This window comes from Streptomyces sp. NPDC055103 (assembly GCF_053607625.1).
In genome coordinates this window covers 122392-135888 of sequence record NZ_JBSGTX010000013.1, presented here as the reverse complement: position 1 = coordinate 135888, position 13497 = coordinate 122392, and the positions used below count along the sequence as shown (strand labels likewise).

Sequence of the window (13497 nt, the reverse complement as noted above, 5' to 3'; positions counted from 1 at the left end):
GGTGGGCGCGGTGTGGGGTTGTCGTGTCGGGGGGCGCGCGTGGCGGCGGGGGGGGGGGGGGGGGGGCCGTCTCCGCCCCCCCCCCCCCCGACCCGCTCTACGACAGTGCCTCAGATCTCCTTGCGGAACGCCTCGGCGGCGGCCAGGAACAGGTCGTTTCCCTGCACCTCGCCGATCGAGACCCGCACGCCCTCGCCCGCGAACGCGCGGACCACCACCCCGGCCTCGGCGCAGACGGTGGCGAAGTCGAGGGTGCGCTCGTCGAGCCGCAGCCAGACGAAGTTGGCCTCGGAGTCGACGACCGTCCAGCCCTGGGCGCGGAGCGCGTCGGTGACCCGCGTGCGTTCGCCGACCAGCGCCTCCACCCGCTCCATCAGCGCGTCCTCGGCGCGCAGCGAGGCGACCGCGGCGTCCTGGGCGAGCTGGCTGATGCCGAACGGGACGACGGTCTTGCGCAGCGCGGTGGCGACCGGCTCGTGCGCGATCGCGAAGCCGACGCGCAGCCCGGCCAGGCCGTACGCCTTGGAGAAGGTGCGCAGCACGCAGACGTTGGGGCGGTCGCGGTACAGCTCGATGCCGTCGGGGACGTCTCCGTCGCGGACGAACTCGCGGTAGGCCTCGTCCAGGACGACCAGGATGTGCGCGGGGACTGCGTCCAGGAAGCGGACCAGACCGTCGCGGTGCAGGGCGTTGCCGGTCGGGTTGTTGGGGTTGCAGACGAAGATCAGCCGGGTGCGGTCGGTGATCGCGGCGAGCATCGCGTCGAGGTCGTGGGAACCGTCGGCGGTGAGCGGGACGGGCACGGGCGTGGCGCCGGCGATCTGGGTGAGGACCGGGTACGCCTCGAACGAGCGCCAGGCGAACAGGACTTCGTCGTCCTCGCCGGCCGTGGAGAGCACAAGGGACTGAGTGACGCCGACCGAGCCGGGGCCGGTGGCGATGTGCTCGTCGGGGACGCCGAAGTGCCGCGCGATTTCGGCGGTGAGCTCGCCGACGGACATGTCGGGGTAGCGGTTGAAGTGGCCGGCGGCGGCGACCGCGACCTCCAGGACGCCGGGCAGCGGCGGGTAGGGGTTCTCGTTGCCCGACAGGACGAAGGCGTCGGCGTAGGGGGGCTTGCCGGGGCGGTGGGCGGAAAGGGCGTCCAGGTTCGGCCGCAGGCGAAGTTCGCGCTGGTGTTCGTTCACGGGAGTTCGTGCCTATCTCGGTCGGAGGGTGCGGAGGTCCGGCGGGTCGGTCGTCACTGTGCTGTCGGGCCGGTCCGGGGGCTGGCGGTGCCGTCCGGGCGTCGGCCGACGGCGCGGTCGACGAGCAGTCCCGCGGCCCCGGTGTACCGGGTGGGGTCCAGCAGGTCCGCGAGTTCGCCGTCGCCGAACACGTCCTTGAGTTCAGGCAGCCCGATGAGGATCTCGGCCAGCGGGCGGCCCTCGTGGTCGCTCAGGACGGAAGCCCGGCTGAGGCACTGGCGGGCGGTGATCTTGCCGATCCGGGGTGCGAGGACGGCCGCAATCCGCTCCGTGACGATCTGGCTGTCCGTCAGATCGAGGTTGGCGCGCATCCGTTCCGGCCGGACGGTCAGGCCTTCGGCGAGCTCGACCGCGGTGTGGGCGGCGCCACCCGCCAGCCGGAGGCACTCGCGCAGCATCAGCCATTCGGCATGCCAGGCGCCTCCGGACCGCTCGTCCTCGGTGGTCAGGCACTGGGTCAGGCCGGCGGCCAGCACCGGAACCTGCAGCGCGGCGGAGCGGATCAGCGTCGCCAGCACGGGATTGCGCTTGTGCGGCATGGCGGAAGAGGCCCCGCGGCCGGCCGGGGCCGGTTCGGAGACCTCCGCGACCTCGGTGCGGGCCAGCACCTGGACGTCCACGGCCAGTTTCCCGAGCGCCGCCGCGGTGTGGGCCAGGGCGGCGGCGAGGTCCGCGATCGGGGTACGCAGCGCGTGCCACGGAAGTACAGGCCGGGCCAGCCCGGTCTCTTCCGCGTAGGCCGTGGTGAGCCGGTCGAGGTAGTCGCCGAGCCCTTGATCAGTGATGCCGCGGTCGACCTTCGCGTACTCCAGGTATCCGGCCAGCGTGCCGGCGGCGCCGCCGAGCGCCACCGGAAGCCCGTGTGCCAGGATCCGCTGCAGTCGCTCGGCGGAGTCCAGCACAAGCTGGCGCCAGCCCGCCGCCTTGAGGCCGAAAGTGGTGGGCACGGCGTGCAGGGTGAGGGTGCGGCCCGCCATCGGCGTGTCGCGGTGCTCGTGGGCGAGGACGGCCAGGGCGTCGGCCACGCGGCGCAGGTCGGCGAGGAGGATCGTCAGGACCCGTGAGGCGACCAGCATGGTCCCGGTGTCCAGGATGTCCTGGCTGGTGGATCCGCGGTGGACGTATTCGGCAGCGGCCGGGTCGTCGGCGGCCACGACGGTGGTGAACGCCTGGACCAGACCGACCACCGGATTGGCGGTCTCCCGCGCGGCCAGAGCCAGTGCCCGGGCATCCAGCCGTTCGGCGCGCGCGGCGGTGCTGATGGCCGCGGCGGCGGACGTGGGCAGGGTACCCAGCCGGGCCTGGGCCCTGGCCAGGGCCGCTTCGGCGTCCAGCATCGCCTGGAGCCACGCCAGATCCCCGGTGGCCGCTTCCACCGGCGTGCCGACCCGCACCGGGGAGAGCAGGCCGGCGTCGAAGTCGAAGCCGCTCATGCCGCTGCCTCCTCGGTGTCTGCGAAGGTCTCCTCGGCCAACAGGGTCAGCACCGCCGCGGCGATCGCGTCGGAGTCCTCGACGGTGACCGAGCCCACGCCCGGCCGGATGCCTGCCGCGGTGACCCAGTGCACCGACTCGGTCGGCACGCCGTGCACGAACCGGCGCGGGTGCGGGCGGCCCTCGGCGTCGAGCGGGTGGTACGGCCGCCCGGAGACCGCGACGCCGCCGGTCTCGTACTCGGTGCCGCACTCCCCGGAGATGCGGTACGGCGCACACTGGCCGGTCGACAGCAGGTGGCGCATCAAGCGGTCGGCGGTGCGGCGCAGATCCGGTTCGGGAAGCCGGGCCTCGATCAGCGCGCCGGCCCGGTGTCGCACGCCCGGTATCCGGCGAGAGCGCACCTCGAACGCGGCCCCGGCGGGGTCGTCCGCGACCGCCTCGACGACCATGCCGGGGCCGGTGATCTCGACCGTCCCGGCCTCGATCAGGGCGATGAGCTCCTCGATCCTGGAGACGGGCGGGCCGATCGACAGGAAGGCGTTGAGCGGGGTGTACCAGTGCTCCAGCTCGTCCCGGTGGGAGTTCCCCTCAAGACCGCCGTGGTCGACGGCCAGACGGATCTCGTTGCGCAGGTCGCGTAGCACGTCGAGAGCCGCTTTGAGCGGTCCGCTGACGTTGCCCGCCCTGGCCTCGGCGATGTCCTGGCGCAGGTACGCCAGCAGCCAGGCGCGGTACTCCTCGGGAGTGGTGAACTCCTGCTTCCCGTACGGCTCGGCGATGCGGTCCCAGTCCCAGCGCTCGGCGGGGGAGACACCCACGCCGTTGAGCGACCGGATCTTGTCCTCCGGCGAATGAGCGGCCCGCAGGAAGGTGTCGGTGAAGTCCGCGAGTCGGGTCTCGTCGACTCGACCGGACAGCAGGGCGGCGTAATAGACGCTCTCCGCCTCCGCGGCGATCAGTGGCCACAGGTGGGTGCCGAACCGGATCCACTCCCCCTGGTCGGCGAGAGCCCGCAGCTCGTCGATCTTCTCGACCGTCAGCAGCCTGGGCTGGTACCGGCCGTAGGCGCCCTTCTCGTTCTCGCCCCGGGCGTGGTACGGAATGCCGCGCCGGGATCCGGCGAGGAGGCGGGGCTCCCGACCGGAGGGGTGGTAGACCAGCCGGTCGTCCACCCGCTCGAACGAGCCGCCCCGGCCGACGGTCAGCAGAGCCATGTGGTCGAAGAAGTTGAGGCCGAGGCCGCGCAGAACGACACTCTCGCCGGGACCGATCCGGGAGCAGTCCGAGTCGGCCGGGTTGTCGGGCCCGAGGTACACCAGGCCGTGCTTGTCCGCGAAGGCGGCGAGCCGCTCCCCCTCGGCAGTGGCTCGAACCGGCACATGCCCCTGGGCCAGCACCACCGCGTCCAGGCCGGACAACCGGGTGCCGTCGGCGAGCAGCAGTGTCTGCCGCCCGTCGCTGTCGCCGGACTCGTCGTCCAGCGCGACCGCGAACTCCCGGTGGACCCGGATCTCCAGGTGCGCCGGCGCGTGCGCGGTCAGGGTCCGGAACACCCAGTCCAGGTAGTGACCGTAGAAGGCGCGGCTGGGGTATGTGTCCGGACCGAGGCGGCGGGCCTCCGTCAGGACGTACCCGTCGTCGGGGACGGTGATCGCTCCGGCCGCCACGTCCCGGGCCCAGTCGTAGAGGCTGGGCCCGTCCTCGGCGGGTCCCACCAGGTTCACGCTGGCGTCGGCGAACACGGTGACCTGCGAGGCCACCGTGTTCATCAACAGCTCCCGAGGCTGGTCGGTGCGCCACACCAGGCCGGGTCCCGGCTGAGACGGGTCGACGACATGGAGGGTGATGCGCCTCGCGGAGGGCGACTTCCGCTCTTGCGCACACAGGCGTTCGATGACCGAGAGTCCGCGGGGACCGGCCCCGACGATGGCAATGGCTGAGGTGCTCTTCACGAGTGTTCTCCGCTCGACGATGGAGATGGGAGACGGGATGAGATCTGGTCCGGCAGGAGTACCGCGCGGCCTCCGGACGTGGGTCCGCGCCGGACCCGGGCGCCGGCTCCTCGGAACTACCGAGCGGCGGCCAGGACCACGGGCGCGCCGTGCAGCGGCGGACCGGGTGCGAGAAGGGTGCGGAAAGACCGGGTGTGGGTGGGGAAGCGCGGTCCAGGGCTGCGGCTTCCGCGCCGGGGAGCGGCTCCGTGGGGCACGTCTGGGTGGGCGACGGGCGCGGCACGCGCGCACGGGACCGTGCCCGTACGGCGGCCGCTCTTCCGGGTCCGGCTGTGAAGGCGGGCGACCGAGAACGTCGTGCCCGCCCGGGCGGCCTGGCGAAAGTCTGCGCGCCGGACCGGGAGGCCGAGGGCGACCCGCCGGCCGTCGCACGGGACAGAGACCGGCCTGCGGCGGATCCGGATTACCGGAGGGGGCTGGGAACGAGGTTCCGGATCACGTCCGCACGGACGGAACATTCCTCGGCACCACGTGCCGAAGCCCTCAGCGTGGCAGCGTCGGCCGCTGCGGCTGTAGCTCGCAGACCGCGGCCGGACTCCCGGAGCGCCATCGGTTTCCCCTCGGTGGAACGAACTGATGCCACGGCGATGCGTGGATCGCCGTGCGAGGACGCCCGACAGGCCCGAAATCCGCCGCCGAAACACCTGGCAGCAACTATGCGAACGCTCCGTCACTCCGGACAAGCCGACCAATCCTTCGGATAGGCGCACTGCCGGGAAGCGAGGGATGTGAAGAAGGGTGTACAGGAGTAAATCGGACAACCTTGACTGGGTTGCCGATCGCCGCGGCCGGGTACCCGCGACCAGATCCCGCACCCGGACCGGAAGCGGCCGGGGTGCGGTGCCGCGACGTGACGTCCTCTGACGAGGAAGATGTCTGTGTGGGGGATGGGTCACGGCTGATCTGAAGCTGCTGTACCACGACCTGACCCGCTTCGGGACTGAACCGTGGGGTGCCGTGGACACCGTGCGGCGCACCGAGTGCGATCTCAAACCGACCTGGTTCGAGCTGCTGCAGCTCCTCGCCCGCCGCACGGGATGCCGTATCCCGGACGTGGCCGAAGACCTCGTGATCACCGAGGGCGGCACCAGCGGAGTTGTCGACCGGGTCGAGGCCGCCGGCTACTGCGCGCGCCGTGTGAATCCCGACGAACGCCGATCCTTCGGCTGCGCACCGGAGCGTCGGGTCGGTTCGGTCGTGCCGGAAGGCGAACCGGCACAGTTCACCGAAACCCTCGCCATGTTCCGGGCCGCGGGCCATGCCCTGACGTGATCTCCAACCCGTGCGGCACGGTCGCGGCGCCGGCCACGGCGTGCGTTCCTCCACGCACCAGTTCGTAAGACTTCCGGTCGCCCGTCCGACGATGCCGGAATTCCCCGTCCCACCGCACGCGGCAGGGGACAGCGGAGGGAACGAAGCTGCCCCTCGCCGCGTCGGTATGGCGTTCACCTGTGGAGGCACCGAGAAGACGCGCGTTGTGGTGGAACTTCGTGGGCCGCATCGACGAGGAGATCCGCGAGGCCAGGGAGGCCTGGATGGCGACCGGCCGCTTCGGCGAGGTCAAGGGCTACGACGGCGACCGCCTGCCCGCACCGGAGGTGCCCGCCACCGTGCGGAAGCCGCGTGGACGAGTGCGCTGACCCGGGGAAGCCCGTGGTCGGTCTGGACGAACGCCCCTGATCAGGCGGTTTCCGTCAGGGCCGCGTGTGCGGCGGTGAGGATCTCCTCCGAGAGCGGGGAGCCCTTGGTGGCCCGGGACAGGACCAGTGCGCCGAACAGGGTGCAGAGGCGGGCGATACCGTCCTGGTCGTCGCCGTCGAGGAAGCCGGCGAAGGCGGCGACCCCCTCGGTGTAGACGCGGCGGGCCTCGCGGCCCCCGCCTTCGCGCGCGATGTCGGTGGCGAGCGCGGCGACCGGGCAGCCGTCCGCCGGGTCGTCGCGGTGTGCGACGGAGAGGTAGGCGTCGATCAGCGCCCGCTGGGCGGCCTCGCGCTGCCCGTCGTACTGCGCGAGCTCGGCGGTATGGGTCCGGGCCAGCTCGGTGAAGGCATGGGCGGTGGCCTCGTCGACGAGCGCCTCCTTGGAGGCGAACTGTTTGTAGAAGGCGCCGTGGGTCAGTCCGGCCGCCTTCATCAGGTCGGCGACGCTGACCTGCGTGCCCTGCTCCCGGAACAGCCGCGAGGCGGTGTCCACCACCCGCCTGCGGTTCTCCTCCGCCTGCGCCTGCGATACGCGGCCCATGATCACCCTCCTATTTGGATGTCGACTGGCATCTATCGTAGCGCCGTGTTTAGATTGGGTATGTAATCTAAACCGTGCGGGCGGCTCGACGGCACCCGCCGAAGACCAGGAGCAGGCATGGAACTGAAGAACGCGGTCGCGGTCGTCACCGGCGCCAACCGGGGCCTCGGGCGTCACCTGGCCCTCCAGCTCGTGGAGCGCGGCGCGAAGGTGTACGCGGCGGCCCGCCGCCCCGAGACGGTCGACGTCCTCAGCGTCACTCCGCTCCGCCTCGACGTGACGGACGAGGCATCGATACGTGAGGCCGCCCGCATCGCCTCCGACGCGACGCTGCTGATCAACAACGCGGGCATCTCCACCGGCGCGACGCTGGTCGGAGGCGACCTGGACGAGGTGCGCCGGGAGATGGAGACCAACTTCTTCGGCCCGCTCGCCGCCACCCGGGCCTTCGCCCCCGTCATCGAGGGCAACGGCGGCGGCGCCGTACTCAACGTCCTGTCCGCCCTGTCCTGGTTCCACCCGGCAGGCCTCGGCTCCTACGCCGCGTCCAAGGCCGCCGCCTGGGCCCTGAGCGGCGCGACCCGTGAGGAACTGGCACCGCGCGGCATCACCGTCTCGGCGCTGCACGTCGGCTACATGGACACCGACATGGCCGCCGCCGTGCCCGCCGACCAGAAGGTCGCCGCCGTCGACGTCGCCGCCCAGGCCCTGGCCGGCATCGAGACCGGCCTGCCCGAGATCCTCGCCGGCGAGACCAGCCGGTACGTCAAGCGGAGCCTGTCCGCCACGCCCCAGCCGAACGCGGGCTGACGCTCACCCCTCCACCCCGGCGCGGCCGCCTTCCCACCCCTCACGCAAGGACATCTCATGCGTCATACGACCTTCGGGCACCGGACCGGACTGCGTGTCTCCGAGTACGCGCTCGGCACGGCGAACTTCGGCACGGGCTGGGGCGCCGGCGCCGAGCCGGACGAGGCACGCCGGATCTTCGACCGGTTCGCCGAGGCCGGCGGCACCTTCCTCGACAGCGCCGACGGCTACCAGTTCGGCGAATCGGAAGAGCTGACCGGAAAACTGATCTCCGCCGACCGTGACCACTTCGTCCTGGCCACCAAGTTCGCCCTCGGCGCCGCCCCGCAGCCGGACATCTCCAAGACCGGCAACAGCCGGAAGAACATGGTCGCCTCGGTGGAGGCGAGCCTGAAGCGCCTGGGCACCGACTACATCGACCTGCTGTGGGTGCACTTCCCCGACGAGCTCACGCCGATGGAGGAGATCCTGCGCGGGCTCGACGACCTGGTGAGCGCCGGCAAGATGCACCACGCCGCCCTGTCCAACTTCCCCGCCTGGCGCGTCTCGCGCGCCGTGACCCTCGCCGATCTGAGGAACCAGGCTCCGATCATCGGCATCCAGCACGAGTACAGCCTCGTCGAGCGCACCGCCGACCGTGAACTCCTGCCCATGGCCGAGAGCCTCGGACTGGGCGCCGCCCTGTGGTCCCCGCTCGGCGGCGGTCTGCTCACCGGCAAGTACCGCAACTCCACCGAGGGGCGCCTGACCGACCTGGGCATGGCCATCCACACCGAGAGCACCGGCCGGAAGACCGCCGTCGTCGACACCGTCCTGGCCGTCGCCGAGGAGACCGGCGTGGCACCCGCCCAGGTGGCGGTGGCCTGGGTGCGCGAGCGCGCCGCCCGGTCCGTCGCCACGCTCGTCCCGATCATCGGCCCGCGCGACCTCGCCCAGCTCGACAGCTACCTCGGCGCCCTCGACGTCCGGCTGACCGACGAGCAGTACACCCGCCTGGCCGAGGTCAGCGCGGTGCCGCTGGGCGTGCCCCACGAGGGGATCGCCTCTTCCCTGGACCGGCTCCAGGGAGGCGCCGCCGACCGCGTCGCCGCCCCGGCCGTACCGGTGGCCTGACAGACGATCGCGGCTGAGGACACAGCGCGGCCCGCGCCGCGGCCAAAAAACGGCACAGACCGACTCGTACGGGGAGAAGCCCGGTGCGACGGACAACCCCGACCTCCCACGGACGGGAGACGGAACGGAGACGACGATGAAGGCCTTCCTGGTCGAGAAGTACGGCGGCCCGGCCGAGATGCACGCCGCCGACGTACCCGACCCGCAGGTGGGCGCCGAGGACGTCCTGGTCGAGATCCGGGCGGCGGGCGTCAACCCGCTGGACATCAAGCTGCGCGACGGGGCCTTCAAGGCGTTCCTGCCCTACCGTCTCCCGCTCGTCCTGGGCAACGACCTCGCAGGAGTGGTGGTCCGGGTCGGCCCGGCCGTCACCCGCTTCGCGGTGGGCGACGAGGTCTACGCACGGCCCGACAAGGACCGCATCGGCACCTTCGCCGAACTCATCGCCGTCCACCAGGACGATCTGGCTCCCAAGCCGGCCGGCCTCACCATGACCGAGGCCGCCTCTCTGCCCCTGGTGGCCCTGACCGCATGGCAGGCACTCGTCGTGCGGGCCCGCGTGCGGCCCGGCCAGAAGGTCCTCGTCCACGCGGGCGCCGGCGGCCTCGGCTCGATCGCGGTCCAGCTGGCCAAGGCGCTGGGCGCGCACGTGGCCGCCACCGCGAGCACCGCCAACGTCGACCTGGTCAGGGACCTCGGCGCGGACGAGGTCATCGACTACCGCACCCAGGACTTCGAGACCCTCCTGGACGGATACGACGTCGTCCTGGACAGCCTCGGCGGCGAGAACCTCGCCAGATCCCTGCGCGTGCTCAGGCCCGGCGGCACGGCCATCAGCGTCGCGGGCCCGCCCGACGCCGCCTTCGCCCGCGAGATCGGCGCGAACCCGGTCATCCGCCTGGCCATGAGCGCGCTGAGCCTCAGGACCCGGCGCAGCGCCAAGCGCCGGGGCGTGACGTACTCGTTCCTGTTCATGAAGGCCAGCGGCGACCAGCTGCGCGAACTCACCCCGCTCATCGACGCCGGAAAGATCCGCCCCGTCGTCGACAGCGTCTTCCCCTTCGGCGAGACCCTCCAGGCCATGGAGTACGTCGAGAAGGGACGGGCCAAGGCCGGCAAGGTCGTCGTCGCCATGACGTGAGCGCCGGCGCAGTGGCTCACCGAACGTGAAGCGGGCCCCCGCCGTGCTGCGGGAGCCCACTGGTGTCACCGGTGCGACGGTGGCACCGCCGGTTTCCGGCCTGCCGTCCGCTCAGGTCCTACGGGACCGGCGGAGGACGGTCAGGGCGTAGCAGCCGAGCAGGACCACCGTGAAGGTGAGCCCGACGCCCGCCGCCTGGCGCATGTCCGGGACCTCGATCGCGGTGGCGGCGACGACCAGCACGCCGGCCCCGGCCACGAGGGCGAGCTTGCTCCCGCCGGGGATGCTGAACCCCGTGAACTCCTCGGGATGCGCGTCACGGTGGCGCCGGAAGGCGACGTACGAGGCGAGGATCAGCAGCCAGACGAGCAGGACGGCGAAGAGCGCGATCGACATCAGGATGCCGAAGACGCCGGCGACGTCGTAGAAGGCGAGCAGCGCGGCGGCCGCGATGCCCAGGGTGGAGGCGGCGAGGGCGTTGGCCGGGACGCCGCGTGAGGTGAGGCGGGCCAGGGGCGCCGGGGCGAGGCCGTCGTCGCCGAGGGAGTGCAGGAGCCGGGAGGCACCGTACAGGTGGGCGTTCGCGGCGGAGACGGCCGCGATGAGCACGACGAGGTTGGTGAGTGTCGCGGCGGCCGGCACGCCGATGTCGGAGAAGACCCGTACGAACGGGCTCGCCTCGACGCTGCCGTCACCGGCGGCCAGCCGCTGCCACGGGATCAGCGCCACGACCAGGGTGATCGCCAGGACGTAGAAGACGCTGAGCCGCCAGGCGAGTTGGCGCATCGCGGTGCGGATGGAGCGCTGCGGGTCGGTGGCCTCGGCCGACGCGATGGCGACGACCTCGAATCCGGCGTACGCGAACATCACCACGGACATGGCGATCCAGACGGACTTGGCACCGTGCGGCACGAACCCGCCGTCGTCGGTGAGGTGCGCGAGGCCGGTGGCCTCGTGGTCCGGCAGGCCGAAGAACACGAGGAAGGCGGCGCACAGGATGAACGCTCCGAGCGCGGTCACCTTGATGGCGGACAGCCAGAACTCGGTGTTGCCGAAGGACTTCACGTTGATGATGTTGACCGCGAGCACCAGCGTCGCGACCGCGAGGATGGCCGCCGACATCGGCACGCCGGGCCACCACCAGCGGATGTAGAGCGCGGCGGCGACGACCTCCGTACCGATGACCACGACGGCGCTGAACCAGTACGTCCAGCGGGTGACGAAGCCGGCCCAGGGGCCCAGGTACCGGTGTGCGACGGCGCCGAACGAGCCCTGCACGGGATGCGCGGCGGACATCTCGCCGAGCAGGACCGCGATGACGGCGACCAGGACGGCGCCGATCGCGTACGAGATGATCACCGCGGGTCCCGCGGCGGATATCGCCGACCCGGAGCCGAGGAACAGGCCCGTCCCGAGCGCGGAGCCCAGGCCGATCATCGTCGTCTGGCGAGGGGTGAGGGAGCGGACGAGGCCCGTGTCCTTCCCGGGCTCGCCGTGCGCGCCGGCAGGTGAGGCGGGAGCCTGAGGGGGTGTGGGGGCCTGGGCGGGTCTTTCCGGAGCGGCCATGACGGGTGTCCTTCCGTACGGGTGCGGGGCGGGAGTGCCGGGGGCGGCGGGAGCGGACGGGGCGGGGTCCGCGATCAGAACTCGCTGGTGCGGAAGGGCTTTTCGGGCCGGTTCAGGTCGGGCTTGCCCAGCACCTTCGGCGAGGACAGCGCGTAGATGCCGTGGTTGGTCAGCACCCAGGCGATGTTGCGGTCCCACTCCACGTACACGCCGTGCGTCTGGTTGCCGTACGCGTACTCCGGCGTCCCCGTGCCGTACGCCTTCGGCACGAAGTACGCGTCGATCTCCGGCGCGGCCGGGTCGGAGACGTCGAAGAACTGGACGCCCGCGTTGTAGAAGCCGTATCCGAGCACGCCGGGGGTGTGCCGGCCGGGGTTGGTGTAGGAGCCGGTCCGCTTGGGGCCGAAGCTGCCGCGACGCTGGCAGAAGTCGGTGAAGCCGGCCGACGGCGGCGGGGTCGGGCGGGGCAGGACGCCGACGACGCGGGGGTTCTTCGGGTCCTTGGCGTCGATCTGGTAGACGTCCTTGTACGGCTCGTAGCAGTCCTCGGTGAGGGGGTAGCCGGAGTAGTAGACGATCCCGGTCCGCTCGTACTGGGAGACGTCGATGTTGTCGCCCTCGGTGCCCGACACGGACGGCGGCAGGTCCAGGTGGCTCACGGTCCTCATGTCGGCCGGGTCCGAGATGTCGAGGACGGTCAGGCCGTAGCCGCCCATGGCCGCGAACGCGTAACGCCCGCCCTGTTCCACGGGCTTGGGGACGAACAGCGGCATCCGTGCGCCCATCCAGCTGGTGCGGTTGCCGCAGCGCGGGTTCTTCCGGTACGCCGCGTCCTCACCCGTCCGCTGGCCCGGCAGGTGCCAGGTGTCGAGGAGCTTCGGGTGGGCCGGGTCGGCCATGTCCCAGGACTGGTAGCCCGCCGAGTGCAGGTTGGTGGGGTACTCCGTGCCGGAGTACGTGTCGTCGGGGGCCGTCGCGATGAACATGTACCGCCCGCCGGTCCAGTACGGCGTGTCGAGGGAGCCGGAGCCCTGCTGCGCCGTGCCGGGGTCGCTCCTGAGGGGGTCCTTCTGGGTGGCGTCGGTGGAGACGGTCGCGAGGAGCTTCCAGTCCTTCTTGCGGGGACCGTCCAGGCGGAAGACCTTGAAGCCCTTGAGCCCCGGCTTCTCCCGCAACTTCCTGACGCCCTCGGGGTTGTTGTACTTGTCGTGCGCCGGGTCGTCCGTGAGCTCCTGGATCTGCCGCTTGTCTTCGAAGCTCTGCACCATGACGTAGGCGTCGAGCCTCTCGTTCCACTGGACGGTGGAGGCGCCCCAGTAGTCGTTGGCCGCCCAGTCGCCGTTGGACCTCGTCTCGTCGCCGTCCACGTCCCCGCGGCTCATCCGCTCGACGACCTTCACGCTCCTCACGTCGGTGATGTCGTAGACGCGACCCTCGGAGCGGTCGTACTGGAACATGTAGCGGCGGCCGTCGAAGTCGACGATGTTCTGCCAGGTGTGGAAGTAGTCCGGGGTGAAGTCCTCGCCCTCGTAAGCGGCTTCGACCTTCATGTTCTTGATGTACGAGCGGGTGTCGTACGCCTCGTTGCGGCCGGGGAAGGAGTGCTCGTGCTCCTCGTCGACCGGGGTGAGGGCCGGGTGGCGGAAGGTGTCGTCCAGCTGCATGCCGTACGCGCCGGGGTCCGCCGGCTCCGGGCGGCGGTCGGCGCAGACGTCGGGGATGTTCGGATCGGGGGCGGCGGCGGTCGGGGTGGCGGCGGTCGCGGTGGTGGCGCCGGAGCCGCCCGGCACGAGCAGGGTCGCGGCGGTGACGGCGGCGACTGCCGCGGCCAGGGTCGTTCGTGTGCGGAGGGATCGCATGGACTGTCCTCGGGTTCTCGGCGGCGGAGAGTGGACGTGCGAAGGGGCGCCGGCCGTGCGCAGGCACGGCAC

Annotated in this window: 10 protein-coding genes and 1 pseudogene; 5 read left to right on the top strand and 6 right to left on the bottom strand. The window is 71.7% G+C overall.

Features of this window, described 5'->3' with window-relative positions:
• Positions 1-110: 110 nt before the first annotated feature.
• From hisC to ACWFR1_RS11570, 3 genes are read right to left on the bottom strand one after another with little or no spacing between them, the layout of a single operon-like run.
• Complete coding sequence (gene hisC, locus ACWFR1_RS11580) at positions 111-1187, bottom strand: histidinol-phosphate transaminase (protein WP_453549263.1); 1077 nt, start codon at positions 1185-1187, stop codon at positions 111-113.
• Between the two features lie 53 nt (positions 1188-1240).
• Positions 1241-2680, bottom strand: coding sequence for a 3-carboxy-cis,cis-muconate cycloisomerase (gene pcaB / locus ACWFR1_RS11575; protein ID WP_453549260.1), 1440 nt, complete (start codon positions 2678-2680; stop codon positions 1241-1243).
• A complete protein-coding gene (locus tag ACWFR1_RS11570) occupies positions 2677-4635 on the bottom strand; it encodes an FAD/NAD(P)-binding protein (RefSeq protein WP_453549257.1) in 1959 nt (652 codons plus the stop codon). The genes pcaB and ACWFR1_RS11570 overlap by 4 nt, the downstream gene beginning before the upstream one ends.
• Positions 4636-5652: 1017 nt before the next feature.
• Here ACWFR1_RS11570 and ACWFR1_RS11565 point away from each other — a divergent pair.
• Positions 5653-5967, top strand: a complete 315-nt coding sequence (locus tag ACWFR1_RS11565; protein WP_453549255.1) for a MarR family transcriptional regulator — start codon at positions 5653-5655, stop codon at positions 5965-5967.
• Between the two features lie 203 nt (positions 5968-6170).
• Positions 6171-6335 (top strand): annotated as a pseudogene (locus ACWFR1_RS11560) (pirin family protein); the annotation flags it as partial.
• A 40-nt stretch (positions 6336-6375) separates the two neighbouring features.
• Here the strand turns inward: ACWFR1_RS11560 and ACWFR1_RS11555 are convergent.
• Entirely contained in the window at positions 6376-6936 is a 561-nt protein-coding gene (locus tag ACWFR1_RS11555) for a TetR/AcrR family transcriptional regulator (RefSeq protein ID WP_453549253.1), read from the bottom strand.
• 117 nt (positions 6937-7053) lie between these two features.
• Between ACWFR1_RS11555 and ACWFR1_RS11550 the strand changes: the two genes are divergently transcribed.
• From ACWFR1_RS11550 to ACWFR1_RS11540, 3 genes are all read left to right on the top strand, one after another.
• Entirely contained in the window at positions 7054-7746 is a 693-nt protein-coding gene (locus tag ACWFR1_RS11550; RefSeq protein WP_453549251.1) for an SDR family oxidoreductase, read from the top strand.
• A 57-nt stretch (positions 7747-7803) separates the two neighbouring features.
• Positions 7804-8859: an aldo/keto reductase gene (locus ACWFR1_RS11545; RefSeq protein WP_453549248.1), complete on the top strand. Its 1056-nt coding sequence runs from the start codon at positions 7804-7806 to the stop codon at positions 8857-8859.
• A gap of 136 nt (positions 8860-8995) precedes the next feature.
• Complete coding sequence (locus ACWFR1_RS11540) at positions 8996-10000, top strand: NADP-dependent oxidoreductase (RefSeq protein ID WP_453549245.1); 1005 nt, start codon at positions 8996-8998, stop codon at positions 9998-10000.
• Between the two features lie 111 nt (positions 10001-10111).
• Here ACWFR1_RS11540 and ACWFR1_RS11535 read toward each other — a convergent pair whose 3' ends face one another.
• A complete protein-coding gene (locus tag ACWFR1_RS11535) occupies positions 10112-11566 on the bottom strand; it encodes an amino acid permease (protein WP_453549243.1) in 1455 nt (484 codons plus the stop codon).
• A 74-nt stretch (positions 11567-11640) separates the two neighbouring features.
• Positions 11641-13425 (bottom strand): hypothetical protein, encoded by a 1785-nt coding sequence (locus tag ACWFR1_RS11530; RefSeq protein WP_453549241.1) that lies wholly within the window; start codon positions 13423-13425, stop codon positions 11641-11643.
• Positions 13426-13497: the final 72 nt, after the last annotated feature.